20 protein-coding genes are annotated in these 26059 nt (G+C 52.1%); 9 read left to right on the top strand and 11 right to left on the bottom strand.

The features are described 5' to 3' along the window. Positions 1-29 precede the first annotated feature (29 nt). Both cytR and priA read right to left on the bottom strand, forming a co-directional pair. Positions 30-1055 carry a DNA-binding transcriptional regulator CytR gene (cytR, locus tag I6L54_RS00385; protein WP_003825179.1) on the bottom strand — a complete coding sequence of 342 codons (1026 nt, stop codon included), beginning with the start codon at positions 1053-1055 and terminating at the stop codon, positions 30-32. Positions 1056-1211: 156 nt separating this feature from the next. Further along, positions 1212-3410 (bottom strand): primosomal protein N', encoded by a 2199-nt coding sequence (gene priA / locus I6L54_RS00380; protein WP_005121709.1) that lies wholly within the window; start codon positions 3408-3410, stop codon positions 1212-1214. A 204-nt stretch (positions 3411-3614) separates the two neighbouring features. On the opposite strand from priA, the gene rpmE reads away from it, so the two are divergent. The 3 genes from rpmE to I6L54_RS00365 all read left to right on the top strand — a co-directional run bounded on the left by rpmE (position 3615) and on the right by I6L54_RS00365 (position 6355). Further along, entirely contained in the window at positions 3615-3827 is a 213-nt protein-coding gene (rpmE, locus tag I6L54_RS00375; protein WP_003028810.1) for a 50S ribosomal protein L31, read from the top strand. A gap of 344 nt (positions 3828-4171) precedes the next feature. Beyond that, positions 4172-4852, top strand: a complete 681-nt coding sequence (locus I6L54_RS00370; protein WP_005121705.1) for an oligogalacturonate-specific porin KdgM family protein — start codon at positions 4172-4174, stop codon at positions 4850-4852. Positions 4853-4930: 78 nt separating this feature from the next. Next, positions 4931-6355, top strand: coding sequence for an MFS transporter (locus I6L54_RS00365; RefSeq protein WP_005121703.1), 1425 nt, complete (start codon positions 4931-4933; stop codon positions 6353-6355). Positions 6356-6407: 52 nt separating this feature from the next. Here the strand turns inward: I6L54_RS00365 and metJ are convergent, their stop codons facing one another. Beyond that, a complete protein-coding gene (metJ, locus tag I6L54_RS00360; RefSeq protein ID WP_003028816.1) occupies positions 6408-6725 on the bottom strand; it encodes a met regulon transcriptional regulator MetJ in 318 nt (105 codons plus the stop codon). 265 nt (positions 6726-6990) lie between these two features. Between metJ and metB the strand changes: the two genes are divergently transcribed. Both metB and metL read left to right on the top strand, forming a co-directional pair. Then, positions 6991-8151, top strand: a complete 1161-nt coding sequence (metB, locus tag I6L54_RS00355) for a cystathionine gamma-synthase (RefSeq protein ID WP_005121701.1) — start codon at positions 6991-6993, stop codon at positions 8149-8151. Between the two features lie 2 nt (positions 8152-8153). After that, a complete protein-coding gene (gene metL, locus I6L54_RS00350) occupies positions 8154-10586 on the top strand; it encodes a bifunctional aspartate kinase/homoserine dehydrogenase II (protein ID WP_040233039.1) in 2433 nt (810 codons plus the stop codon). 72 nt (positions 10587-10658) lie between these two features. On the opposite strand, the gene I6L54_RS00345 is transcribed toward metL, so the two are convergent. After that, a complete protein-coding gene (locus tag I6L54_RS00345; RefSeq protein ID WP_052463778.1) occupies positions 10659-11090 on the bottom strand; it encodes a hypothetical protein in 432 nt (143 codons plus the stop codon). Then, positions 11071-11448: a carboxymuconolactone decarboxylase family protein gene (locus I6L54_RS00340; protein ID WP_005121694.1), complete on the bottom strand. Its 378-nt coding sequence runs from the start codon at positions 11446-11448 to the stop codon at positions 11071-11073. Before I6L54_RS00340 ends, I6L54_RS00345 begins: the two co-directional genes overlap by 20 nt. A gap of 89 nt (positions 11449-11537) precedes the next feature. On the opposite strand from I6L54_RS00340, the gene I6L54_RS00335 reads away from it, so the two are divergent. The 3 genes from I6L54_RS00335 to katG all read left to right on the top strand — a co-directional run bounded on the left by I6L54_RS00335 (position 11538) and on the right by katG (position 15840). Then, positions 11538-12446 carry a LysR family transcriptional regulator gene (locus I6L54_RS00335; protein WP_040233037.1) on the top strand — a complete coding sequence of 303 codons (909 nt, stop codon included), beginning with the start codon at positions 11538-11540 and terminating at the stop codon, positions 12444-12446. Between the two features lie 157 nt (positions 12447-12603). Then, on the top strand, positions 12604-13491 hold the full coding sequence (gene metF, locus I6L54_RS00330; protein ID WP_005121692.1) for a methylenetetrahydrofolate reductase: 888 nt from the start codon (positions 12604-12606) through the stop codon (positions 13489-13491). A 168-nt stretch (positions 13492-13659) separates the two neighbouring features. Further along, positions 13660-15840 (top strand): catalase/peroxidase HPI, encoded by a 2181-nt coding sequence (gene katG, locus I6L54_RS00325; RefSeq protein WP_005121691.1) that lies wholly within the window; start codon positions 13660-13662, stop codon positions 15838-15840. An 86-nt stretch (positions 15841-15926) separates the two neighbouring features. Here the strand turns inward: katG and gldA are convergent, their stop codons facing one another. From gldA to argE, 6 genes are all read right to left on the bottom strand, one after another. Further along, on the bottom strand, positions 15927-17030 hold the full coding sequence (gldA, locus tag I6L54_RS00320) for a bifunctional L-1,2-propanediol dehydrogenase/glycerol dehydrogenase (protein WP_040233035.1): 1104 nt from the start codon (positions 17028-17030) through the stop codon (positions 15927-15929). Between the two features lie 12 nt (positions 17031-17042). After that, entirely contained in the window at positions 17043-17705 is a 663-nt protein-coding gene (gene fsa, locus I6L54_RS00315; protein WP_040233034.1) for a fructose-6-phosphate aldolase, read from the bottom strand. Between the two features lie 267 nt (positions 17706-17972). Further along, entirely contained in the window at positions 17973-18824 is an 852-nt protein-coding gene (locus I6L54_RS00310) for an AraC family transcriptional regulator (RefSeq protein ID WP_040233033.1), read from the bottom strand. Positions 18825-18909: 85 nt separating this feature from the next. Then, positions 18910-20643: a phosphoethanolamine transferase CptA gene (locus tag I6L54_RS00305; protein ID WP_005121686.1), complete on the bottom strand. Its 1734-nt coding sequence runs from the start codon at positions 20641-20643 to the stop codon at positions 18910-18912. A gap of 208 nt (positions 20644-20851) precedes the next feature. Further along, positions 20852-23503, bottom strand: a complete 2652-nt coding sequence (gene ppc / locus I6L54_RS00300) for a phosphoenolpyruvate carboxylase (protein WP_040233030.1) — start codon at positions 23501-23503, stop codon at positions 20852-20854. Positions 23504-23745: 242 nt separating this feature from the next. Continuing rightward, positions 23746-24897, bottom strand: a complete 1152-nt coding sequence (gene argE, locus I6L54_RS00295) for an acetylornithine deacetylase (RefSeq protein ID WP_040233028.1) — start codon at positions 24895-24897, stop codon at positions 23746-23748. Positions 24898-25052: 155 nt separating this feature from the next. Here argE and argC point away from each other — a divergent pair, with 155 nt between their 5' ends. Further along, positions 25053-26057, top strand: a complete 1005-nt coding sequence (gene argC / locus I6L54_RS00290) for an N-acetyl-gamma-glutamyl-phosphate reductase (RefSeq protein WP_040233026.1) — start codon at positions 25053-25055, stop codon at positions 26055-26057. Positions 26058-26059: the final 2 nt, after the last annotated feature.

Raw genomic sequence — 26059 nt, 5'->3', positions numbered from 1 at the left:
CAGACAGGGGAGTCCGAAAGCACTTTACTTTACGTCAGTGCCCGGGTAGTACCCCGAATAATTAGCTCGCAGTCCAGTAAACGTGAGCCACTGCTGACGCTCTGCCCTTGTAATTGATCGAGCAGTAACAGCATAGCTTCACGTCCGATATCGAAACGCGGTTGTGCGACGGTTGTCAGGGGTGGATCACAAAATTCCGTCAGTGAAATATTATCGAAGCCAATGATAGATAAATCATCCGGTACTTTTAAGCCCTGACGTTTGGCGTAAGAGAGCGCGCCAAGCGCCATCACATCGCTGTGACAAAAGACCGCGGTCGGCGGCTGCGGCAGCTCAAGTAGCTGTTTTAACGCGTTAGCGCCCGCTTCATAGGTGAAATCACCGCGCGCGATGAAGTGTGGATCGACGGTAATTCCACTGCGGCGTAGTGCCTGAACATAGCCTTGCAGGCGGTAGTGGCACAGCGGCATATCCTCTGGACCGGCAATACAACCAATGCGCTTATGCCCCAGTTCCAGCAGATAATTCATCGCGTTAAAGGCTGCAGTGAGGTTATCAATGTGCACGGTGGGCAGTTCCAGCTCTGGCGCAAATTCGTTGGACATGACCATCGGCGGCAAGTTGCGTTGCTCTTCCACGCTGGCATCAAACGGCAGGCGTGAGCTGAGCAGCACCATGCCATCGATCTGTTTGGTGATTATGAGGTTGAGGAAGGTCTTTTCCTGCTGGTTCTGGTGCGCGCAATCGCCGATAAGCACCAGATATCCTTGCTCTGCGGCGGTCACTTCTATGCCGCGAATCACTTCGCTAAAAAAGGGATCGCAGATATCCGGTACAATCACCAGAATGGTACGTGACTCATTACGCTTAACATTGCGTCCCATTGATTGGGGTAAATATCCCACTTCCAGGGCTGCCTGCTCAACCTTGTTACGGGTTGACTGTGAGACTTTGTCCGGGTTCATTAATGCGCGGGATACGGTTGCCGTTGAGACTTTCGCCTTCAGAGCAACATCTTTCATCGTAGCGGCGGCAACCTGCTTATTCGGTTTCACTCTTTCTCCTCGCCAGAGAGCTGCTGGCACAGACTCGTCCTTGAATAGCCTTCATCTGAAACATTTTTATCAGATAGTTAATGGAAACGGTTACAGAATTTTCATAAAAAGTGTGATGGATCTTTAATTTTACGATCCGTCTCGCATCGTGAGGGATTATCCCTCGATGGGATCGACATCCAGCACCCATTTAACCTTACGTGCATCGGGTAACGTATTGATCAGCGCCAACGTGCCGCTGACGATATGCTGCAGGCGAATTCGCGACGGATGCTGTAACAAAATTTGCCAGCGATAGCGACCGCCGCGCTTAGGTGCCAGAGCGGGAACCGGGCCAAGCACCCACAGTTTGTCATCGGCCAGCGGACTGGCCTGAATCAGATTTCGTAACTGCTGTAAGAACATTGGCGCATGCTGATTGTTATGATCTTCTGCCCGCACGATCACGTGACTGGTCCACGGTGGTAACTGCAGCGTTTGCCGCTCGGCCAGCGCCTGTTCGGCAAATGCGTCATAACCTTTATACAGCAAGGTTTGCAGTAGCGGATGTTCAGGATGGTGCGTTTGCAGAACCACTTCGCCTTGTTTCCCGGCGCGCCCAGCTCGTCCGGAAACCTGGGTATAAAGTTGGGCGAAACGTTCAGCCGAACGGAAATCGGCAGAGAATAGCGCTCCGTCAACGTCCAGAAGCGCCACCAGGGTAACGTCCGGAAAGTGGTGGCCTTTAGCCAGCATTTGCGTGCCGATCAGAATGCGAGCGCCGCCGCGATGCACTTCTGCCAGGTGCTGCTCCAGCGAGCCCTTACGGCTGGTGGTGTCGCGATCGATGCGTGAGATTGGCACGCCGGGGAAAAAAGGTGCCAGAGTTTGCTCAAGCTGTTCGGTGCCGAGTCCTACCGGCACCATATGCGTTGAGCCGCAGGAGGGGCACTGGCGCGGTATCGGGCGCTGGCTGTCGCAGTGGTGGCAGCGCAGATGATGCTGCGCCTGATGTAGCGTGTAGTAGTGATCGCAGCGTGGGCATTCGGCAATCCAGCCACAGTCGTGACACAGCAGCGCAGGCGCAAAACCCCGACGATTAAGAAACAAAATTACCTGGTTATCTGCTTGCAGATGTTGACGCATGCGGGTGATCAGCGCCGGAGCCAGTCCGGCCTGCACCTGCTGACCCTTGAGATCCAGCACGTGCTGAGTGGCAGGGCGTGCGTTTCCGGCGCGGCGCGTCAGGCGCAGCATGCGGTATTTGTTCTGTCGCACGTTGCACAACGTTTCCAGTGCGGGAGTGGCTGAACCGAGAATAATCGGGATCTGTTCGCTGTGGGCGCGGTAAACCGCCAGATCGCGGGCATGGTAGCGCCAACCTTCCTGCTGTTTATAAGAACTGTCGTGCTCTTCGTCGATGACGATCACGCCGAGGTTTTTAAACGGCGTAAACAGCGAGGAGCGCGTACCGATAACTATCGCCGCTTCGCCATTTTTTGCTTTCAGCCATGCCGAAAGACGTTCGCTGTCATTCAATCCGGAGTGCAGGACTTCGACCGGCGCATTAAAGCGTTCACGAAAACGGGCAATGGTTTGTGGCGTCAGGCCAATCTCCGGCACCATTACCAGTGCCTGCTTGCCCTGGGCAAGGACATTTTCCAGTACGCTTAGATAGACCTCTGTTTTACCCGACCCCGTCACGCCGGCTAATAGCCAGGCGCTAAAGCTGTCCGACGCGCTATGAATCGCGCCAACAGCGGTGGCTTGCTCGGTATTCAGTCGAAGACGCTCACCGGAAACGGCGTAGTGCGTACGCCAGTCGCTGAAACCTGGCGTTTCACTCGCCAGGGAGCACAGACCTTTTTTCCGCAACGCCTGTAATGCGGCGTCATTAAATTCCAGCTCTGCCACCTGGTCGCGCCATATTTTTCCCTGGCGTAGCGCAGCCAGCGCCTGCTGCTGCTTGGGAGAACGCTTCAGGCTGTTGAGGTCAATAACCAGGCCTTCTTCAGTGGCAAACCAGTACCACATGGGCGCGTTAGTCGCCGGGCGTCCCTGGCGCAGCAGAATTGGCAGGGCATGAAACAGTACGTCACCGATAGGATGATGATAATAATCCGCCGCCCACAACAGCAGACGCCAGACGGAGGTCGAGTAGACCGGTTCGCTGTCCAGCACTTCGAGAACGGCTTTCAATTCGCTCCGCGGTAGTTCACTGTGCTCGCTGACGGAAAGGACGATACCGACACGCTCCTGCTGCTTGCCAAAGGGCACGCGTACGCGACACCCGGCTTTGGCGCTCATACCTTCCGGCAGGAGATAGTCAAAGGTACGAGGTAGCGGAACGGGTAAGGCAACATGCGCAACGGGCATTGAATCATCCTGACTTGAAATCTGGCGGGTTAGTATACACATTAGTGAAGGACAGAATGCGGATCAGTTTGCATGAGCAGGTTAATTTCTGTATGATTCGCCGCCTTTGATACAAATTTGTATCACTGACCTATACTATTAACATCGCGTGGTGTCTGGCGTTAGGGCTGGAAGAGCGACGCGGCCTTAAACCGAGGTTTTCCCATGAAAAAAGATATTCACCCGAAATACGAAGAAATTACTGCAAACTGCTCTTGCGGTAACGTCATTAAAATCCGCTCTACTGTCGGTCACGATCTGAACCTCGACGTGTGCAGCAAGTGCCACCCGTTCTATACTGGCAAGCAGCGTGATGTTGCTACCGGTGGCCGTGTTGATCGCTTCAACAAGCGTTTCAGCATCCCAGGCAGCAAATAAGTTTCAGCTGCCAGAAAAAAGCGCCTTATGGCGCTTTTTTTGTATCTGTATTTGATAATACAATTTATGTTTATATTTATGTGTTGAATAATATTTCGTTTTTAATAAATGAAATGGCGTTTTATTTTTAAAATAAAATATTCACACTAGTGATCTTCGTCATTTTTATCTTCTGTTCTTTGCCACTCATGCCAATTCCTGGCAAAATCTCAAAGGTTTATCCCCTCTTTCTAAAATACACTTTCGCGGAAATATAAAATTATTCTTACGACTCTATTGCTTTCCTGTTTATAGCCCGGAATGTGATGGTGAATTTTCTTTATTTAGTGTGAAAAGGGATTGTCATGAAATTTAAATCTACCTTGTTACTTATTCCATTATTATCTGCGGCCGCGCAGGCGGGTTATGTTGATTACCGCCATGAATATTATGATGACGGGCGAAATTACGATCGTGTTTATATGTCTCATCGTCTTGCTACAGGTTTTGGTGTAGCGGTAGAGGCCATTTCACGTTCTGAAGATACGCAATCGAACGATGCGTGGAATAATATGGAAAGTAACGGTAACGAGTATACGGCAAGTTACCAGTTTACCTGGCGGGATCTCATCTGGCAGCCAGGTATTGCGATCGAAACGGGCGATAACATCACGATTTATAAACCTTATATCCGCGTGCAGTACAACATCAATGACAGCTGGTGGACTGCGTTCCGCTATCGTCAGGAGTACATGCGAAGAAACACTGACGGCAAGGATGACCGCATGGTCTATCGTCCGGAAGCATGGCTCGGTTATAACATTAATGACTGGATGTTTGAGCTAAACGGTATTTATAAAATTGCCGATAGCGAAGATTTATATAACAACCGAAAAGATGATTACGAATATAACTTCCGCGTGGCGTATAAACTAGGATCCTGGGTTCCATTTGTTGAGGTTGGCAACGTTTCCTCTGGTTATAACACAACAACGACAGACGATCGCCAGACCCGTTATCGTGTCGGTCTTGGTTATAACTTCTAATCGGTAATAGTTTTCATATCGACCGATTACGTCGATAAGCATAGTTTGTGTGAATAATATGTCTAAGGAGTTGACATCATGTCTAATGATGGAACTATTATCGGAAATAATGAAACCACTGCCGTCAGACCTTTCGGATTTAGAGATAAAATTGGTTATTTGTGTGGTGACCTGGGAACCTGTTTTATTCTTGGCTTAGTAAATAGTTTTTTAATGATTTATTACACTAACGTCCTCGGCATTTCAGGGGTTATTGTCGGCTCACTCTATTTTGTGACTAAACTCTTTGATGCGTTTGTCGATGTTGGTGTAGGGCGCTTATGCGATACCTCTAAACTGACGATACATGGGCGATTTAACCCCTGGGTGCGCCGCATGAAGTATCCATTCTGTATCATCGCGGTGGTCCTGTTTCTGCCGTTTGTGAATGATTTTTCTTATACGGCGAAAATTATCTACATTTGCTGCTCCTATTTTGTGTACGGTTCACTGTTATCGACAGTCAGCATTCCGTATGGCGCCATGTCTGCGGCGATTAGCTCGAACCCGGAAGACCGGGTGTCGCTGTCAACCTGGCGCAGCGTGGGTTCCGCTATCGGCGGCGGAGCAACCGGCTTTTTTATCCCGATTCTGATGTACACCACCCTGGTGGACGGAAGTCAGGTGATTTCCGGGCAGCATTTCTTCTGGATCGCCATCGGCTGTGCGGTGTTGGGTTTTATCTTTTTAACATTGACCTGCCAGTTAACGACGGAGCGTGTGCGCGTAGAGAAAAAAGAGAGCATGCCTGTTTCAGTGCTGTTGAAAGGGCTACTACGCAATAAGGCGCTGATTGTTTTAGTGGTTGTGGATCTGTTGATCGTGATTAATCAGGGGTTGTCTGGTACCAACATGACTTACCTGTTTAATGACTATTTCCATAACAAAGAGGCCATGTCCGTTGCCTTGCTCTTCACCTTTGGGTCTCTGGTTTTGCTGGCGCCATCGGCATCCTGGCTCACGAAGCGGTTTGGTAAAAAAGAGGCCAGCGTCGGCGCATTGCTCTTTGCGGTGGCGATGTATCTGATTATGTACTTCATCCATATTACCGACGCGAAAGTCTATTTGGTTTGCCTGTTCCTGGCGACGCTGGGGGCTGGGTTATTCAACCTGATGATCTGGGCGTTTATGACCGATGTTTGTGATTATCATCAGTATGTCACCGGCGATCGTGAGGATGGTACGGTTTACGGCGTGAACTTCTTTGCCCGCAAGGTGGGTCAGGCGTGTGCAGGGGCGGTTGGTGGATTTATGCTGGCCATCATTGGTTATCAATCTTCGTCAACGGGCGGCGCTGTGCAAACCAGCATCGTGCAGGAAAACATCTATACGATGGCGAATCTTTTACCGGCGTTATGCCTGTTTTTGGCCGCGATTATTCTGATTTATTTCTATCCCTTGAACCGTAAAGAGACGCTCAAAATGGAAGAGACATTGAATAAACTTAATGGTATCAGTAAGTAACATAGTGAGAAGCGGCGGGAGTAATCCCGCCTTTTCTCATCTGTTCTAACAATCAGTATTCCCACGTTTCCGGGTTGATACCCAGTTCACGCATGATTACCTTTGCTTCTTCCGGGATTTCATCACTGCGCTCTTTACGCAGGTCTTCATCGTTGGGTAATGGTTGCCCGGTAAAAGCATGCAGAAACGCTTCACACAGCAGTTCACTGTTGGTGGCGTGACGCAGGTTGTTAACCTGACGACGCGTGCGTTCATCGGTAAGGATTTTTAACACCTTCAGAGGAATGGAAACCGTAATTTTTTTGACTTGCTCACTCTTCTTACCGTGCTCAGCGTATGGGCTGATATATTCGCCGCTCCATTCAGCCATGAGATACCTAATCCTCTTTGTCATTAATATTGAGGCCAGAACCTGAGCCCGGACCATAATTGCGCGTAGTTTATCGTAGTGGCGCGGCCCTGACACGAAGTTAGCCGACGCAAATGTACGCTAATGCATATAATTTTAACGGCTATTTCCTGTTTGCTCAATCTATACGCAAAGAAGTTTAGATGTCCAGATGTATTGACGGCTATTGTAACAATGATTACTCTGGTGTCTGACTTTTCACCGACTCAGCCAGGATCTCCTCAATATGACGCGTAAACAGGCCACCATTGCAGTGCGTAGCGGATTAAATGACGACGAGCAGTACGGTTGCGTTGTCCCACCGATTCACCTCTCCAGTACCTATAATTTCACCGGTTTTAATGAGCCGCGCGCGCATGACTATTCACGCCGCGGCAACCCGACGCGTGATGTGGTTCAGCGTGCGTTGGCGGAGCTGGAGGGAGGCGCTGGTGCAGTGCTGACCAATACCGGCATGTCGGCGATTCATCTGGTGACCACGGTATTCCTCAAGCCTGGCGATCTGCTGGTCGCACCGCACGACTGTTACGGTGGGAGCTATCGTCTGTTTGACAGTCTGGCAAAACGTGGCTGCTATCGCGTGCTGTTTGTCGATCAGGGTGATGATCAGGCGCTGAAAGCGGCGTTGGCGGAAAAACCAAAGCTGGTACTGGTCGAAAGTCCAAGCAACCCGCTGCTGCGCGTGGTAGATATTGCAAAAATCTGCCAACTGGCGCGTGAGGCTGGTGCGGTGAGCGTTGTCGACAACACTTTTTTAAGCCCTGCACTGCAAAATCCACTGGCATTGGGCGCCGATCTGGTGTTGCATTCATGCACGAAATATTTAAACGGTCACTCGGATGTGGTGGCTGGCGTGGTGATAGCGAAAGATCCGGAGACGGTCACTGAGTTGGCATGGTGGGCGAATAATATTGGCGTTACCGGCGGCGCATTTGATAGTTATCTGCTGTTGCGTGGCCTGCGTACTCTGTCGCCGCGTATGGAAGTGGCACAACGTAATGCTCAGGCTATTGTGGACTACCTGCAAACCCAGCCGCTGGTGAAGAAACTGTATCATCCGTCACTGCCGGATAATCAGGGGCATGAGATTGCCGCGCGTCAGCAAAAAGGGTTCGGCGCGATGTTGAGTTTTGAACTGGATGGCGACGAGCAAACATTGCGTCGCTTCCTGAGCGGGTTGTCATTGTTTACGTTGGCGGAATCATTAGGGGGCGTTGAAAGTCTGATCTCCCACGCCGCGACCATGACACACGCGGGTATGGCGCCAGAAGCGCGTGCTGCTGCCGGAATTTCGGAAACGTTGTTGCGTATCTCCACCGGTATTGAAGATGGCGAAGATTTAATTGCCGACCTGGAAAATGGCTTCCGGGCTGCAAACAAGGGGTAAACATGAGTGTGATTGCGCAGGCAGGGGCGAAGGGTCGTCAACTGCACAAATTTGGTGGTAGTAGCCTGGCAGACGTGAAATGTTATTTGCGTGTCGCAGGTATTATGGCGGAGTACTCGCAGCCTGACGATATGATGGTTGTTTCCGCCGCGGGCAGTACCACTAACCAGTTGATTAGCTGGCTTAAGTTAAGCCAGACCGATCGTCTTTCTGCGCATCAGGTTCAGCAGGCATTACGCCGTTATCAAAGTGAGCTGATTAGCGGCCTGTTACCACCAGACGTGGCTGATGGGCTGATCGGTGCGTTTATTCACGATCTGGAGCGTCTGGCCGGATTGCTCGACAGCGGTGTGAACGATGCCGTCTATGCCGAAGTGGTGGGACATGGCGAGGTGTGGTCGGCGCGTTTGATGTCTGCTGTCCTTAACCAACAGGGGCTGGAATCGGCCTGGCTGGATGCGCGAGAGTTTTTACGTGCTGAACGCGGTGCCCAGCCGCAGGTGGATGAAGGTCTGTCTTATCCGTTGCTGCAACAACTGCTGGCTCAGCATCCGGGTAAACGCCTGGTGGTTACCGGGTTTATCAGTCGTAGCAATGCGGGTGAAACGGTGCTGCTGGGGCGTAACGGCTCTGACTATTCAGCGACGCAGGTTGGCGCGCTGGCGGGCGTTTCCCGCGTGACTATCTGGAGCGATGTCGCTGGGGTTTATAGTGCGGATCCGCGTAAAGTCAAAGATGCCTGTTTGCTACCGCTGCTGCGTCTTGATGAAGCCAGCGAGCTGGCGCGTCTGGCGGCTCCGGTTCTGCATGCTCGCACCTTACAGCCGGTTTCGGGTAGCGATATCGACCTCCAGCTGCGCTGCAGCTACACGCCGGATCAGGGGTCAACGCGGATTGAGCGTGTACTGGCTTCTGGTACCGGAGCGCGCATTGTGACCAGCCATGACGACGTCTGTCTGATTGAGTTTCAGGTTCCCGCCGGCCAGGACTTTAAGCTGGCTTACAAAGATATCGACCAGATTTTAAAACGCACGCAGGTGCGTCCGCTGGCGGTTGGTGTGCATCCGGACCGTCAGTTGCTGCAATTTTGCTATACCTCCGAAGTTGCTGATGGCGCACTGAAAATTCTTGATGAAGCCGGTTTGCCGGGCGAGCTGCGTCTGCGCCAGGGGCTGGCGCTGGTGGCGATGGTTGGGGCAGGCGTAACGCGCAATCCGCTGCATTGCCACCGTTTCTGGCAGCAGTTAAAAGGCCAGCCCGTCGAGTTTACCTGGCAGTCGGAAGAGGGGATCAGTCTGGTTGCGGTACTGCGTACCGGCCCGACCGAAAGCCTGATTCAGGGTTTGCATCAGTCTATTTTCCGTGCAGAAAAACGTATCGGTCTGGTGCTGTTCGGCAAGGGGAATATTGGTTCACGCTGGCTGGAACTGTTTGCCCGCGAACAAACAACGCTTTCCGCGCGTACCGGGTTTGAATTCGTGCTGGCAGGCGTGGTGGATAGCCGCCGCAGCCTGCTGAACTATGAAGGGCTGGATGCCAGCCGTGCTCTGGCTTTCTTCGACGACGAAGCGGTAGAGCAGGATGAAGAGGCGCTATTCCTGTGGATGCGCGCCCACCCGTATGATGATTTAGTGGTACTGGATGTGACGGCCAGTGAACAATTGGCCGATCAGTATCTGGACTTCGCCAGCCATGGTTTCCATGTCATTAGCGCCAATAAACTGGCGGGGGCGAGTACCAGCGATAAGTATCGCCAAATTCATGATGCTTTCGAAAAAACCGGTCGCCACTGGCTGTATAACGCCACCGTGGGTGCAGGTTTGCCGATCAACCATACTGTGCGCGATCTGATTGATAGTGGTGATACGATTCTGTCGATCAGCGGGATCTTCTCCGGCACGTTATCCTGGCTGTTTCTGCAATTTGATGGCACGGTTCCGTTCACCGATCTGGTGGATCAGGCCTGGCAGCAAGGGCTAACTGAACCAGACCCGCGCGTCGATCTTTCTGGTAAAGATGTGATGCGTAAGCTGGTGATCCTGGCGCGTGAAGCAGGTTACGATATTGAGCCGGACCAGGTTCGCGTTGAGTCACTGGTGCCTGCGCACTGTGAAGAAGGCTCCATTGACCATTTCTTTGAAAATGGTGATGAGTTGAACGAACAGATGGTGCAACGTCTGGAAGCTGCACGTGAAATGGGGCTGGTGTTGCGCTACGTGGCGCGTTTTGACGCCAATGGTAAAGCGCGTGTGGGTGTTGAAGCGGTCCGCGCTGAACACCCGCTGGCAGCGCTGTTGCCGTGCGATAACGTGTTCGCCATTGAAAGCCGTTGGTATCGCGATAACCCGCTGGTGATCCGTGGGCCGGGCGCAGGTCGTGATGTAACCGCCGGTGCTATCCAGTCCGACATCAACCGTCTGGCGCAGTTGTTGTAGTTTTTTTGCCGGATAAAATGCGTAAGCATTACTATCCGGCATCATTACCGTTTATCAATGAGGGCGTTGTATTTACAGCGTCCTTATCGTCTGAAACACAGAATGGGCAGAGTAACGTGGGCTTTGCTGAAATTCCGTCTGTTGCTGCAACCCGTTGAGAAAATGATGACTTGCCGCCAGGGTTATTAACGCTCCTTTTTCAACCTGACCCCCTGTTAACAAACACACCATTTTACGCGTGTCGCCTTGTTGCCAAATTTGCCACTGGTTTTGCCACCATCCCTGATAACTTTTGCCCAGTAACTGCCAGGGTCTGGTGTGTTGATCGTCACTGATTTCTTCATCCACAAACCAAAGCGAGGCGTGATGTTCGCGAAATTGTTCCCCATTAAACAACGGGGGATAGCTGCCGCATGCCCGGCAATGCAGTGCGGCATAACCCAGCAGATACTCAGGCCAGCAGATAATCCGCTGGCCTGTTGTTTTAGCCTTTGTGGGAGGCAAACACCTCTTTTGCGGCGAACACACCGTTGAGTGCCGCGGGGAAGCCAGCATATACGGCCATCTGCATAATCACTTCAACGATCTCATCCTGCGTTAAACCCACGTGTAATGCCGCACCAATATGTACTTTCAGTTGCGGTGTGGCGTTACCCAGCGCAGTTAATGCCGCGACGGTAGCTATTTCTCTACTGCGTAAATCCAGCCCCGGTCTTGAATAGATGTCGCCAAAAGGAAATTCAATCAGGTATTGGGCGAAGTCTGGCGCAATGTCCTGCAGACTTTCGATGACCGCATCGCCCCCTTTGCCATCCACTTTTTGCAACATCTCCTGACCGGTAATAAAGCGTTCTGAAAGCATCATTTCTTCCTCTATCGTGTGGTCTGTGGCGTGAGGATAGAGCGCGCAGAATGATTGGGATAATACCGTTTCCGTGATACTTTTTTGGTATGACAATATCGCCCCTGCACTCTCTGGATATCCGTCTGCTGCGCTACTTCACCGTAGTGGCCGAAGAGAACAACATGAGCCGTGCGGCGCAACGTCTTTTTATGTCGCAGCCGCCGCTAAGCCGCCATATTCGCCAGCTTGAAGAACGTCTGGGGGTGACGCTTTTTGTCCGTCATACCCGTGGGCTGACATTGACGGAAGAGGGCCAGCATGTATTAGAAATGGTGCGCCCACTGCTGGCGCTACAGGACAAGACCTATATTGCATTGAGCCAGCTAGCGCAGATGGAGGTGCAACCTCTGCGTTTAGGATTAAGCACGGCGTTTGAACAGGGTGTTTTTGTGGCGCTTGAATCAATGCTAAATGCTCGTGTAAAAATGCTGCGTGTCATGCGTCACGGCTCACCTGAACTTGTTCGTCAGGTAAGGCGAGGCAAACTGGATGCGGCGTTGGTGGCTTTGCCTATTGAGGCATCTGGGCTTACCGTCATCCCTTTAGCCTGGCAAGAGCCGATAATTGCTGCATTACCCTCCTTTTGGTCAGAGGCTTGTACGACCTCTCTTTCCTTATCGGCACTTAACCACCGACCGTTGTTCTGGTTCCAGCGGGAACGTAACCCGGCTTTCTTTGACTATACCCGGCAGATTTTCCACCGCGCTGGTTACTCTCCTTCCTGTCTTGAAGAACCACTGGAGCATGATGTGTTGCTTGCGCGGATTGCCCAGGGCGATGGTTTAAGTTTGCTCCCGGCTTCATTGGCCGCTATCCAGCGCCAGGGCGTGGTATTCCATCCACTGAGCGATGCTGAGCTGTGTATCCGTGCCGGGTTCGTGATGTTGCCTGAAAATGAGAGCCGGTTGCAGTGGGTGCAAGAACTCATGATGCAATCCTTCACCATTTCAAGCTGATGTGAATTTTTTTCACGTTGGCTGAGTATTCCTCACCTTTATCGATGATTTTTGTGTTGACGCCAGCGTGCTTTTCCGTCATTTTTACATCTAGACGTCTAAACGTATAGCAGTTCACAATACAACATATAACGACAAAAGATTGATGAGGTAAGGTATGAGCTTTTTTCACGCCAACCAGCGGGAAGCCCTGAATCAGAGCCTGGCGGAAGTTGCCGGTCAGATTAACGTTTCGTTTGAGTTTTTCCCGCCGCGCACCAGTGAAATGGAACAAACCCTGTGGAACTCCATCGATCGTCTGAGCAGCCTGAAGCCGAAGTTTGTTTCCGTGACCTACGGGGCAAATTCGGGTGAGCGCGACCGTACGCACAGCATTATTAAAGGTATTAAGGATCGCACGGGTCTTGAAGCAGCGCCGCACCTGACCTGCATTGATGCGACCCGTGATGAGCTGCGTACCATTGCTCAGGACTACTGGAACAACGGTATTCGTCATATTGTTGCCCTGCGTGGTGACCTGCCGCCGGGAAGCGGTAAACCGGATATGTATGCTTCTGACCTGGTGACGCTGCTGAAAGACGTTGCAGACTTTGATATCTCTGTTGCCGCTTATCCGGAAGTTCATCCGGAAGCGAAGAGTGCTCAGGCTGATTTGCTGAACCTGAAGCGTAAGGTTGATGCCGGTGCAAACCGGGCGATCACCCAGTTCTTCTTTGATGTGGAAAGCTACCTGCGTTTTCGCGACCGTTGCGTATCAGCAGGCATCGATGTGGAAATTATTCCGGGTATCCTGCCGGTCTCTAACTTTAAGCAGGCGAAGAAATTTGCCGATATGACCAATGTTCGTATCCCTTCCTGGATGTCGACAATGTTTGATGGTCTGGATGATGATGCCGAAACCCGCAAGCTGGTAGGGGCGAATATCGCCATGGACATGGTGAAGATCCTCAGTCGCGAAGGGGTGAAAGATTTTCACTTCTATACGCTCAACCGCGCTGAGATGAGCTACGCTATTTGTCACACACTGGGTGTAAGACCGAATTAAACAGATGCCCCAGCCCTCTACGGAGGGCTTTTTATTGATCATTTTGATCTACATCTCTGTAACGTAAAATATAAAAGGAATTAGCTATCGAATCTGTGGGTTATTTCGACTATATCTTATCTCTGGTGGTGTATATCGTAGTCAGAACACTGTAAAGGGAGCATATAGATGAGCATGTCCGACGATAGCCATAACGCATCAACTGCCGGTAAGTGTCCTTTTCATCAGGGCAGTCACGATCAGAGCGCGGGAGCAGGAACGAACAACCGCGACTGGTGGCCTAATCAACTCCGTGTAGATTTGCTGAACCAACATTCCAACCGTTCGAACCCGCTGGGCGAGGACTTCAACTACCGCAAAGAATTTAGCAAACTCGACTATTCTGCCCTGAAAGGGGATCTCAGAGCCCTTCTGTCCGAATCTCAACCGTGGTGGCCCGCTGACTGGGGAACCTATGCTGGATTGTTTATCCGCATGGCATGGCACGGTGCAGGGACTTATCGCTCCATCGATGGACGCGGCGGCGCGGGTCGCGGACAGCAGCGTTTTGCACCACTGAACTCCTGGCCGGACAACGTTAGCCTTGATAAGGCGCGTCGTCTGCTGTGGCCAATCAAGCAGAAATATGGTCAGAAAATTTCCTGGGCCGATCTGTTTATCCTCGCGGGTAACGTGGCGCTGGAAAACTCAGGCTTCCGTACCTTCGGTTTTGGCGCAGGGCGTGAAGATGTCTGGGAACCGGATCTGGACGTAAACTGGGGTGATGAGAAAGCCTGGCTGACTCACCGCCATCCTGAAGAGTTGGCAAAAGCCCCGCTTGGCGCAACCGAAATGGGTCTTATCTATGTGAACCCAGAAGGTCCTGATCACAGTGGTGAACCGCTTTCTGCGGCAGCGGCTATTCGTGCGACCTTCGGTAATATGGGGATGAACGACGAAGAAACTGTTGCGCTGATTGGTGGTGGTCATACGTTGGGCAAAACCCACGGAGCAGCACCTGCATCCCATGTTGGTCCTGATCCTGAATCTGCACCAATTGAAGCGCAGGGCCTGGGCTGGGCCAGCAGCTACGGCAGCGGCTCGGGTGCAGATGCCATCACTTCTGGTCTGGAAGTTGTCTGGACGCAGACTCCGACCCAGTGGAGCAACTATTTCTTCGAGAACCTGTTCAAATATGAGTGGGTGCAAACTCGCAGCCCGGCAGGCGCTATTCAGTTTGAAGCGGTTGACGCACCGGAGATTATCCCCGATCCGTTTGATCCGTCGAAAAAACGCAAGCCAACAATGCTGGTCACCGACCTGACCTTGCGCTTTGATCCTGAGTTCGAGAAGATCTCTCGTCGTTTCCTTAACGATCCGCAGGCGTTCAACGAAGCCTTTGCTCGTGCGTGGTTTAAACTGACGCACCGTGATATGGGGCCGAAAGCGCGTTACATCGGGCCGGAAGTACCGCAAGAAGATCTGATTTGGCAGGATCCACTGCCGCATGCGTTCTTCAACCCAAGTGAAGAAGACATTCTTAACCTGAAGGCGACCATTGCAGCTTCCGGGCTTTCTGTCAGTGAGCTGGTATCGGTGGCGTGGGCTTCCGCATCGACTTTCCGTGGCGGTGACAAACGTGGTGGCGCTAACGGTGCTCGCCTGGCGCTGGCACCACAACGCGGCTGGGATGTGAATGCGACTGCGGCACGTGTTCTGCCTGTGCTGGAAGGTATTTATAAATCTGCTCATACCGCCTCGTTGGCCGACATTATCGTGCTGGCCGGTGTGGTCGGTGTCGAGAAAGCGGCAAGCGCGGCGGGTGTTAACATCACTGTGCCTTTTGTTCCGGGCCGCGTAGACGCGCGTCAGGACCAAACCGATATCGAGATGTTTGAGCTGCTGGAGCCTATTGCAGATGGTTTCCGTAACTATCGTGCCCGTCCTGACGTGTCGACCACCGAGTCGTTACTGATCGATAAAGCGCAGCAGTTAACCCTGACAGCACCGGAAATGACCGTGCTGGTAGGCGGGATGCGCGTACTGGGTGCCAACTTTGATGGTAGCCAGCATGGCGTCTTTACCGATCGTCCTGGCGTGCTCAGCAATGACTTCTTCGTCAACCTGCTGGATATGCGTAACGAATGGAAAGCGACTGACGAATCGAAAGAGGTATTTGAAGGTCGTGACCGTCTGAACGGTGAAGTGAAATACACCGCAACTCGCGCCGACCTGGTGTTTGGCTCTAACTCGGTACTGCGTGCGCTGGCAGAAGTTTATGCCTGCAGCGATGCCCACGAGAAGTTCGTGAAGGACTTTGTCGCGGCATGGGTGAAAGTGATGAACCTGGACCGTTTCGATCTGCTGTAATAGAAAATGCCGGATGTCGCTTGCGCGGGTCCGGCATCGTAGGAATAAAAAAATCCCCGCATTTGCGGGGATTTTCTATTTGCAGGTTATTCCCACTCTTGCAGGTAACGTTGACCGTACTGGTCAGCCACCAGCAGGGCGGCATACACCTGGTCCGGCGTTGCGCCGCCCGGCATGTTGTGGATGGTTTCGCCTTCGGCACAAGCCGCTTCTGCCACAATGCGCATTTTCGCCTGAATATCCTGTTTGATGTCCAGTTGCGCCAGGGTAATCGGCAAACCAACGGAATGGCACAGCGCCGCAACGGTTTCGATTTCGTCTACCGGCGCATTTTCCAGCACCAGTTGCGTCAGCGTGCCAAAAGCCACTTTTTCGCCGTGGTAATAGTGATGCGCATCCGGGATTGCGGTCAGACCATTATGAATGGCGTGAGCCGCTGCCAGGCCGCCGCTTTCAAAACCGACGCCGCTCAGATAGGTGTTGGCTTCAATCACGCGCTCCAGTGCTGGTGTAACCACGTGCTGCTCTGCAGCCAGCATCGCTTTTTCACCTTCTTCGATCAGCGTATTAAAGCACAGCTCTGCCAGCGCCAGCGCCGCCTGAGTACACTGACCACCCGCCATGGTGGTGGCGCCGCTGCGTGAGCAGGCTCGTGCTTCAAACCAGGTTGCCAGCGCATCGCCGATACCTGCTGCCAGCAGCCGCGCAGGCGCACCCGCGACAATTTTGGTATCAACAATGACCCTGTCCGGGTTGTTCGGCAGCAGCAGATAGCGGTCGAATTCACCCGCATCGGTGTAAATAACGGACAGCGCGCTACATGGCGCATCGGTAGATGCGATGGTTGGCGCAATGGCAACCGGTACACCCATAAAGTGCGCCAGCGCTTTGGCGGTATCCAGCGTTTTACCGCCGCCAATACCGAGTACTGCCCCGCATTGCGCTTTTTCCGCCACGCCACGCAGGCGGTCGATTTCGTTTTGTGAACATTCACCACCAAACGGTGCAATCTCCAGCGCCAGTCCGGCATCCTGGAAGCTTTTTTCCAGCGCAGATTGTGCAAATCCTAAGACAAACTTGTCCCCAACGACCAGCCAGCGTTCTGCCAGTGGTTTGAGATAGCTGCCAAGACGGGTAATAACATCAGCACCCTGGATGTACTTACCAGGTGATTGAATAATGCGATCCATACTTTATTTCCCTCACAGGTTGATGTGACCAAATGCGTTGTTCCAGTCCTGCTCAAACTTCTCTATTGCTGACTCTACCGCAGGGGTATTGAGCATTTGTTGCGCTACGTCTAATGGCAGGGTGATTGCGGCACATCCTGCCAGTAAGCAATCCAGCGCCTGGCGCGGTGTCTTAAAACTGGCTGCCAGCACCATGCTGTCTGGCGCATGCAGTTCCAGCAATGTTTGCAGTTCTTGTACTGTGCGGATACCGTCACCACCCTGAGCATCAATGCGGTTAACGTAAGGCGCGATGTATTTAGCCCCAGCCAGTGCGGCCAGCAGACCCTGAGAAGCACTGTATACCGCGGTGCCCAGTGTGGTGATACCCTCTTTTTTCAGCATTTTGATCGCGGCCAGACCTTCAGCCGTGACGGGAATCTTCACCACCAGGCCGGGTACGGCGTTGCTCAGGCGTCTGGCTTCTTCCACCATGCCTTGTGCATCCCGGCTCATGGTCTGGGCAAATAAAATGCCCTCTTCACCAATGGCGTTTTGCAGGCGCGGCAGCACATCCCAGATGGATTCTTTGCTTGCCGCTATAATGCTTGGGTTGGTGGTGACGCCCGCGATAGGGAAAATGCGGGCCAGACGTTCAACTTCTGCGACGTTGGCGGTATCCAGGTACAGTTCCATATAAAACACCCTCTTAATTTCTCGTTAGCAGCCCGTTACCGGGATACTTTGCTGTGCTCAGGATAAGAGTGTTTCGGTATACTTCGCTATCTGACAAATCTGTCAAAAGCTGGACAAATGTAATATATCGGTGAAAGTGGGAGATACTTCACATGTTCTTGGTTGGCCAGTTTAATCTGATGGCGGAGGATGCGTGTTTCTTTTTGATATTACAAAAGTCCAGTAAATATGTTTTTTGTCCTTTGTGGGTTTTGTCGCGACTTCACCTTAATGTGGGAACGTCTCTTTTTCCGTTAACTGGCTGTGATATTGCCGACGATACTCAGATGGTGAACGTTCGGTATTTTTGCGAAACAGGCGACAGAAGTAGTTGCTGTCGACGAACCCGCAGGCGTGTGCAACTTCTTTAATTTTCAGATCGTAGCCCTTCAATAGCGTTTTCGCTTGTTCAAGTCGGGTGTGGTTGAGATATTCGTTAAAACCAATGGCTCCGGTTTTCTGAAACAGATGCGAAAGGTAATTCGGTGAGATGTAAAAAGCCTGGGCGACGGATTCGCGGGTCAACGGAGAGGCGTAGCGTTCGTCAATGTAGTCGCGAATGGCGCCGAAAAGTGCCTGGCTACGCGATGCCGTCTGGATTTGACTACCGAGCAGGTCACGGCAATGGCTGAACAGGCTGGCAATAATTAATTTCGCGGTTTGCTGCTCCTGGGGCTGCATTTGTATTTCATTGAGTGCCTGTAGCATGAAGGAGCCGATACGCGGTCCGCGGCGTGCCACATGTTGATTGGCGAGATGTTGAAACTGGCGGCCATCCCATTGCATAACGCTAAAGATTAACTGCTGCTTAGCGAACAGAATCGTCAGCATGGTGACGGGCGTTTGCCATTGCGGAAGATTCCAGCCTCCTGCCGGGACGTACAGAACGTCTCCGGGAACAAGTATGTTCCCGATACCCGTATCCGAAAGTTGCCCCTCCAGCACGATTTCCAGTCGCGGAAAATCTGCCTTGTACGCCAGTTCTGGCGTTGCGGCATTGCTGCTGGCGAAGTAAACCTGATGCAGCGGTAAGGGACCGTTAATCAGGCGGGAAAGTAGGTGGCTGATGTTGTGATACATGTGAATCCCTGACAGATCGTGGACAGGGAAACAGTAACCGTCATCATAAAAAAAGGCCACTCTTAAAGAGTGGCCTGAGAGGGCGTTACTGATTCCCGATTTGATCGCCGTAAGGCAAGGAGTCGTAATCAATCAGGGCGTTTTTCTTGTACGGATTACCAATCCAGCGGGTCGTCTCTTTGAACTCCGGGCTGGTAATAGAACGGGTCGGATCGAAACCGTCGTACGTAAAGCCGGCTAAATCTGACCAGGTATGGATAAGTTCAGAACTGCTGTACTTGCGATTAACATCCTGCGAGAAGTCGCGTGGGTGCGCAGCCTGCCATTTTTCAGACGTCCACAGCAGGAACGGTACCGTATACATATGGCGCGTTGGGCTGTCTTCGTTACGGCCCTGCGTTTTATGTGGCGGCGTGTCATACACTTCTTCACCATGGTCAGAGAAGTAGAGCAGGAAGCCGTTTGGATCAGTTGCTTTGTAGTCTTTGATCAGGCTGGCAATGATATGGTCGTTATAGACGTTGGCATTGTCATAATCGTTATATGACTCCAGTTCATCACTGCTCAGACCTGCAGGTACGTTCTCGGTATTACCGTCAAACTTACCCTGGCCTTCCGGATAGCGGAATTTGTATTTAATGTGTGTACCCAGCAAGTGAACGATGATGAACTTTTTCGGTGCCGGGTCGGCCATGACTTCTTTAAACGGTGCCAGCACATTGCTGTCGTATTCACGCGCACTTTGGGTACGCTGCTGGTTCATATAGAACTGCTTGTCTGTCTGCCGGGAAAATACGGTCAGCATGGTGTTACGGGCGGTCATTGTTTGCTGGTTGGTGATCCAGAAAGTTTTATAACCCGCCTGTTTCATCATATTCATCAACGACGGCTGCGTCAGATATAAATCCGGGTTCTTCTCGTTTGCGAAGGTCAGCGCCTGTTGCAGGATTTCAATCGTGTACGGACGTGAGGTCACGACATTATTGAACACGGTGAAATTTGGATCGGATTTATGCAGCGCATCCAGTTCCGGCGTGGTTTCACGTGGGTAGCCGTACAGGCTCATGCGGCCACGTTGCGTTGACTCGCCAATCACCAGCACCAGCGTACGCGGAGCATCACCTGAATTGTCTTTAAAGTTAGCCAGTGGCGGCAATGCGTTGTTCTCATTCAGCAGGCTATTTAATGCGGTCAATTGTTGACGGTATTGATAATAACCCGAGATGAACTGCCATGGCGCGGCAGGCTCCATGCGCGATGCAAGGCCGCCCAACGTTTTCTCAAAAGGCTTATGCTTGATAAACGTATTGACGGTCATTGGGTGCAGAATTAAACCGTACAACAGTGCAAATGACACCAAATAACGCCATGGCGACGGAATATGAACCGGGCGTAAACGCGTCCACAGCAGGATTGCGATTGCTGTATAGGCCAGTGCGATAAGTACGATCTTGAGACTGAAATATTGGCTCAGATATTCGCGGGCTTCGTTAGCGTTGGTTTCAAACATGACGAACAGAACGCTTTGTGAGAATTCTTGTCCGTAAATAACATAATAACTCAGCGCGGCCAATGAAGCAGCCCAGAGTGCCACACCAATAACGGCGGCGATAATGCGAATACGGTTCGGGAATAAGAATACCGGAATCAACCACAATGAGCTGAACAGTATTGAGTCGCGTAATCCGTTAGTTCCGCTATAGCCAGTACAATAAATAATGGCCTGGAGTAAGGTAGAGAAGAACCAAAAATAGAGGAGTGCCCAACCCAGGGCTTTCCAGCTAAATTTGGGTTTAGACTGGAGTTGTAAGGATTGCATAGTGTGAGCCTGTCTTTAATCGTAGCGCCAACGTTAGCGGCTAAACCTTAAGAGGATCTGAAGCAATGCGAGTCGAAAATCGCGTTCTGCTAACAAATATCCATTGGATGTATAAAATGCAGACAGGAATATATTAAAAATGAGATGGTTATGACAGCAGTATTTTATGTCACCCTCGCGCAATAGCACGAGGGTGACAGGCATAAAATTAGCCGGTGTTACGCATACCGGCAGCAACGCCAGCAATTGTCACCATCAGCGCCTGTTCGACGCGTGGGTCTGGTGCATGACCTTGCTCTTCTGCCAGGCGCGAACGATATAATAATTCGGCCTGTAAGACGTTCAGTGGGTCAGTATAAATATTTCTTAACTGAATAGACTCGGCAATCCACGGTAGGTCGGCCATCAAATGTGAGTCATTGGCGATTGCCAACACCACATTGATATCGGCTTCCAGACGTTGACGCAGTTCTTCACCCAATGGCCAAAGCTCTTTTTTGACCAGGCGCTGATCGTAGTACTCCGCCAGCCACAGGTCAGCTTTTGAGAATACCATCTCCAGCATGCCAAGACGCGTGGAGAAGAATGGCCAGTCACGGCACATTGCTTCAAGTTCGCTTTGCTTACCGTCTTCAACCACTTTTTGCAGTGCCGTACCCGCACCCAGCCAGGCCGGAAGCATCAGGCGGTTCTGCGTCCAGGCGAAGATCCACGGAATAGCACGCAGAGACTCTACGCCACCGGTCGGGCGACGTTTTGCCGGACGTGAGCCGAGCGGTAACTTGCCCAGTTCCTGCTCAGGTGTTGCGGAACGGAAGTAAGGTACAAAGTCTTTGTTTTCACGAACATATCCACGATAGAGATCGCAGGAGATATCTGAAAGCTCATCCATGATATGACGCCAGCCATCTTTTGGCTCCGGCGGCGGTAACAGGTTAGCCTCCAGAATTGCGGCAGTGTACAGCGACAAGCTGCTGATGGTGACTTCCGGCAGGCCGTATTTGAAGCGGATCATCTCGCCTTGTTCTGTCACGCGCAGGCCGCCTTTAAGGCTACCTGGTGGTTGAGAGAGCAGTGCCGCATGGGCAGGCGCGCCGCCGCGACCAATGGAGCCGCCGCGACCGTGGAACAGCGTCAGTTCGATACCCGCTTTTTCGCAGGTTTTGATCAGCGCGTCCTGTGCCTGGTATTGCGCCCAGGAGGCCGCCATCACGCCCGCATCTTTTGCGGAGTCAGAGTAGCCAATCATGACCATCTGTTTGCCCTGAATAAAGCCGCGGTACCAGTCGATATTCAGTAGCTGGGACATGACGTCATCGGCGTTGTTCAGGTCGTCCAGCGTTTCAAACAGCGGTGCGACCGGCATAGCAAAACCGATACCAGCTTCTTTCAGTAACAAGTGTACGGCCAGCACATCTGACGGGGTTTTCGCCATCGAGATAACATAGGCGGCAATGGAGCCGTAAGGGGCTTCGGCAATGACCTGGCAGGTGTCCAGCACTTCGCGGGTGTCGTTGCTCGGTTCCCAGTGACGCGGCAGCAGCGGACGCTTGGAATTCAGCTCACGGATCAGGAACGCTTGTTTATCCGCTTCTGACCAGTTTTCGTAGTCGCCAATGCCCAGATACCGGGTCAATTCGCCCAGAGCCTCGGTATGACGGGTGCTTTCCTGACGAATATCAATGCGTACCAGCGGTACGCCAAAACATTTCACGCGCCTAAGGGTGTCGAGCAACTCGCCATTGGCGATGATGCCCATACCACAGGCCTGCAGAGACTGGTAACACGCGTACAGCGGCTCCCAAAGCTGTTCGTTTTGGGTTAGCAGGCCAGTAGGCTTTGGCAGTTTTTCGCCTTTCAGACGGGCTTCCAGCCAGGCCTGGGTTGCCATCAGACGTGAACGCAGCGTTTTCATCAGATAACGGTAAGGTTCCGCTGCGCCTTCTTCGCCCACCAATGCCAGCAGCTCCGGTGTGGCATCTACCATCGACAGTTCAGAAATCAAAAACTGGATGTCTTTCAGGAACAGGTCGGTGGCTTTCCAACGGCTAAGCAGCAGCACATGGCGGGTGATATCGGCGGTGACATTCGGGTTTCCATCACGGTCGCCGCCCATCCAGGAGGTAAAACGCACCGGAACAAAATCAACAGGTAGCTTATAGCCCAGATGTTCTTCCAGCTGTTCATTTAGCTCGCGAAGGTAGTTAGGTACGCCTTCCCACAGGCTGTTTTCAACCACTGCGAAGCCCCATTTGGCCTCATCAACCGGGCTTGGTCGTAGTTTACGGATTTCATCCGTATGCCAGGACTGAGCAATCAACTGACGCAGACGGCGCATCAGCTGATTGCGTTCGTAATCAACGATATCTTTGTTATCAAGCTGTTTGAGGCATGCGTTTACTTCACCCATTTTATGAATCAAGGTGCGGCGGGTGATTTCGGTTGGGTGCGCGGTCAGTACCAGCTCCAGAGACAGCGATTCCACGGCTTTCTTGATGGTGGTTTCATCGAGGTTGGGCTGGTCTTTCAGTTTACGCAAAGTGCGAGCAATCACTTCCGGGTTGCTGGCAGCTTCGCCTTTTGGCGAAATGCTGTGGTACTGCTCGGCGGTGTTGGCCAGGTTCAGAAACTGGCTAAACGCGCGGGCAACCGGCAGCAGCTCGTCGTTAGACAGGTTTTGCAGCGTGGTGAGCAATTCCTGGCGATTGATTTCATTGCCAGCGCGGGATGACTTGGACAACTTACGGATTGTTTCTACGCGGTCGAGAATGTTCTCTCCCAGCGCGTCCTTGATGGTCTCTCCCAGCACTTTGCCGAGCATACTGACATTACTACGCAACGCGGAATATTGTTCGTTCATATTTACCCAGACACCCCATCTTGAAATTATTAGCCCTGTATTTTTCGGGCTTAACTTTTTAGCCGTCTTTTATAAAGCCACGTAAAACTCGTGGCGTCAATTGCTGCGAAATCGGTTCAGCAAACGAAAAAATGGCGGCAATTTACGTTATTTAATTCACATCGAACCAAATAAGCGTTGCTTATGGAAATGTTAATAAATTGCCTCGCTTACCACTAAAGGGTTAGCGAGGCGATAAGCGGTTAATGCCAGCAGAAGTGATGCACAACCTGGGTGATTAATTCGCGGGTTGGCTTAATAAAGCGTGTTTCCAGATATTCATCCGGCTGATGTGCCTGATTAATGGAGCCTGGGCCCAACACCAGCGTTGGGCAAAGCGTCTGGATAAAGGGCGCTTCGGTGCAGTAGTTCACCACTTCAGTCTGTGCGCCCAGTAGTTTCTCAACCACCTCGACCAGCTGATGGTCCGGCGGACACTCATAGCCAGGAATGGGCGGATGCAGTTCCGATACCGTCAGGCGACCCGGCCAACGTTCACTGACCGGGGCCAGCGCATCGTTGAGTAGCCCATTCAGATCGTTAAGCGTCATGCCGGGTAGTGGACGAATATCCATATGCAGTTCGCAGCAGGCGCAGATACGGTTAGCAGCATCGCCGCCATGAATATGGCCCAGATTTAACGTGGGGTACGGCACGGTAAAGGCGTCATGGTGATAGCGTTCTTTCAGGTCATCGCGCAGCTTCATGATATGGCCAATGGCATCATGCATCAGTTCAATCGCATTCACGCCGCGTGCCGGATCGCTTGAATGACCCGACTGACCCAAAATTCGAATCGCATTAGAGATATGGCCTTTGTGCGCGCGAACGGGCTGCAGAGATGTCGGTTCGCCAATGATCGCGCAGTCCGGGCGGAGCGAAGTCGTTTCAGAAAAGTAACGTGCGCCGGCCATACTGGTCTCTTCATCAGCGGTGGCCAGAATGTAGAGTGGCTTTTTCAGTTTCGTTACATCTACACCGCGCAGTGCATCGAGAATAAAGGCAAAAAAGCCTTTCATATCCGCCGTACCCAAACCGTAGAGCTTATTGTCGTGCTCGGTGAGGGTGAAGGGGTCGCGCGTCCAGCGTCCATCGTCAAAAGGTACGGTATCGGTATGGCCTGCCAACAACAGGCCGCCAGCCCCTTGCCCGACACTCGCCAGCATATTGAATTTATTGCGCGTACCAGGAACTGACTGAACTTCAACATTGAAGCCTAAATCTTTAAACCAGTTCGCCAGCAGAGTGATTAAACCTGCATTGCTTTGATCGAGCGCTTCTTCGGTTGCGCTAATCGACGGTGTGGCAATCAGAGCGCGGTAAATCTCGATAAATGGCGGTAAATTGTTTTTCATTGTTGACACACCTCGGGTCATGATAGTATCAATATTCATGCAGTATTTGTGAATAAAAATACATTAACGTTGAGCGTAATAAAACCCACCAAGTGTAAGGTGAGGTGATAAAGGCTTATACCTGGCAACCGAATCTAAGAAGGTGAGCAGCCCCGATGTTGAATACGCTGATTGTGGGCGCCAGTGGCTACGCTGGCGCAGAGCTTGTGACCTATGTAAATCGCCATCCTGATATGACCATAACCGCTTTGACCGTCTCAGCGCAAAGCAATGATGCAGGAAAATTAATCTCCGATTTACATCCGCAGCTAAAAGGCATTGTCGATTTGCCGTTACAGCCAATGTCCGATATCAGCGAGTTTAGCGCAGGGGTGGACGTTGTGTTCCTCGCGACGGCTCACGAGGTCAGTCATGATCTGGCACCGCAGTTTCTGCGTGCCGGGTGTGTGGTGTTTGACCTCTCGGGCGCGTTTCGCGTAAACGACGGCGCGTTCTATGAAAAATATTACGGCTTTACCCATCAGCATCCTGACCTGCTGAAGCAGGCAGTGTACGGCCTGGCGGAGTGGAGCGCAGACAGTCTGAAAGACGCGAATTTGATTGCTGTTCCGGGTTGTTACCCGACGGCGGCACAATTGTCGCTGAAACCACTGATTGATGCCGGGCTGCTGGATCTCAGTCAGTGGCCGGTGATTAACGCCACCAGTGGGGTGAGCGGTGCGGGCCGTAAGGCCGCTATTTCGAACAGCTTTTGTGAAGTGAGCCTGCAACCGTATGGCGTGTTTACTCATCGCCATCAGCCGGAAATCGCGACTCACCTGGGTACGGAGGTGATCTTCACCCCGCATTTGGGCAATTTCCCGCGTGGGATCCTGGAAACCATTACCTGCCGTTTGCAAGCGGGCGTGACTCATGCGCAGGTGGCCCAGACGTTGCAACAGGCGTATGGCGATAAACCACTGGTACGTTTGTATGATAAAGGTGTTCCGGCGCTGAAGAACGTGGTTGGCTTACCGTTCTGTGATATCGGGTTCGCCGTACAGGGCGAGCACCTGATTGTGGTAGCGACTGAAGATAACTTATTGAAGGGCGCGGCGGCACAGGCGATGCAGTGCGCAAATATCCGTTTCGGCTTTGCTGAGACGCAGTCTCTTATTTAAGG

This window comes from Citrobacter pasteurii (assembly GCF_019047765.1).
GTDB classification, from domain to species: domain Bacteria; phylum Pseudomonadota; class Gammaproteobacteria; order Enterobacterales; family Enterobacteriaceae; genus Citrobacter; species Citrobacter pasteurii.
The sequence above is the reverse complement of the archived record's forward strand: the minus strand, read 5'-3'. Positions and strand labels throughout refer to the sequence as shown.

Coding starts and splice junctions, on each gene's coding strand:
- priA (WP_005121709.1), bottom strand. CDS start 3,410: ATGCCCGTTGCGCATGTTGCCTTACCCGTTCCGCTACCTCGTACCTTT.
- rpmE (WP_003028810.1), top strand. CDS start 3,615: ATGAAAAAAGATATTCACCCGAAATACGAAGAAATTACTGCAAACTGC.
- I6L54_RS00370 (WP_005121705.1), top strand. CDS start 4,172: ATGAAATTTAAATCTACCTTGTTACTTATTCCATTATTATCTGCGGCC.
- I6L54_RS00365 (WP_005121703.1), top strand. CDS start 4,931: ATGTCTAATGATGGAACTATTATCGGAAATAATGAAACCACTGCCGTC.
- metJ (WP_003028816.1), bottom strand. CDS start 6,725: ATGGCTGAATGGAGCGGCGAATATATCAGCCCATACGCTGAGCACGGT.
- metB (WP_005121701.1), top strand. CDS start 6,991: ATGACGCGTAAACAGGCCACCATTGCAGTGCGTAGCGGATTAAATGAC.
- metL (WP_040233039.1), top strand. CDS start 8,154: ATGAGTGTGATTGCGCAGGCAGGGGCGAAGGGTCGTCAACTGCACAAA.
- I6L54_RS00340 (WP_005121694.1), bottom strand. CDS start 11,448: ATGCTTTCAGAACGCTTTATTACCGGTCAGGAGATGTTGCAAAAAGTG.
- I6L54_RS00335 (WP_040233037.1), top strand. CDS start 11,538: ATGACAATATCGCCCCTGCACTCTCTGGATATCCGTCTGCTGCGCTAC.
- metF (WP_005121692.1), top strand. CDS start 12,604: ATGAGCTTTTTTCACGCCAACCAGCGGGAAGCCCTGAATCAGAGCCTG.
- katG (WP_005121691.1), top strand. CDS start 13,660: ATGAGCATGTCCGACGATAGCCATAACGCATCAACTGCCGGTAAGTGT.
- gldA (WP_040233035.1), bottom strand. CDS start 17,030: ATGGATCGCATTATTCAATCACCTGGTAAGTACATCCAGGGTGCTGAT.
- fsa (WP_040233034.1), bottom strand. CDS start 17,705: ATGGAACTGTACCTGGATACCGCCAACGTCGCAGAAGTTGAACGTCTG.
- I6L54_RS00310 (WP_040233033.1), bottom strand. CDS start 18,824: ATGTATCACAACATCAGCCACCTACTTTCCCGCCTGATTAACGGTCCC.
- I6L54_RS00305 (WP_005121686.1), bottom strand. CDS start 20,643: ATGCAATCCTTACAACTCCAGTCTAAACCCAAATTTAGCTGGAAAGCC.
- ppc (WP_040233030.1), bottom strand. CDS start 23,503: ATGAACGAACAATATTCCGCGTTGCGTAGTAATGTCAGTATGCTCGGC.
- argE (WP_040233028.1), bottom strand. CDS start 24,897: ATGAAAAACAATTTACCGCCATTTATCGAGATTTACCGCGCTCTGATT.
- argC (WP_040233026.1), top strand. CDS start 25,053: ATGTTGAATACGCTGATTGTGGGCGCCAGTGGCTACGCTGGCGCAGAG.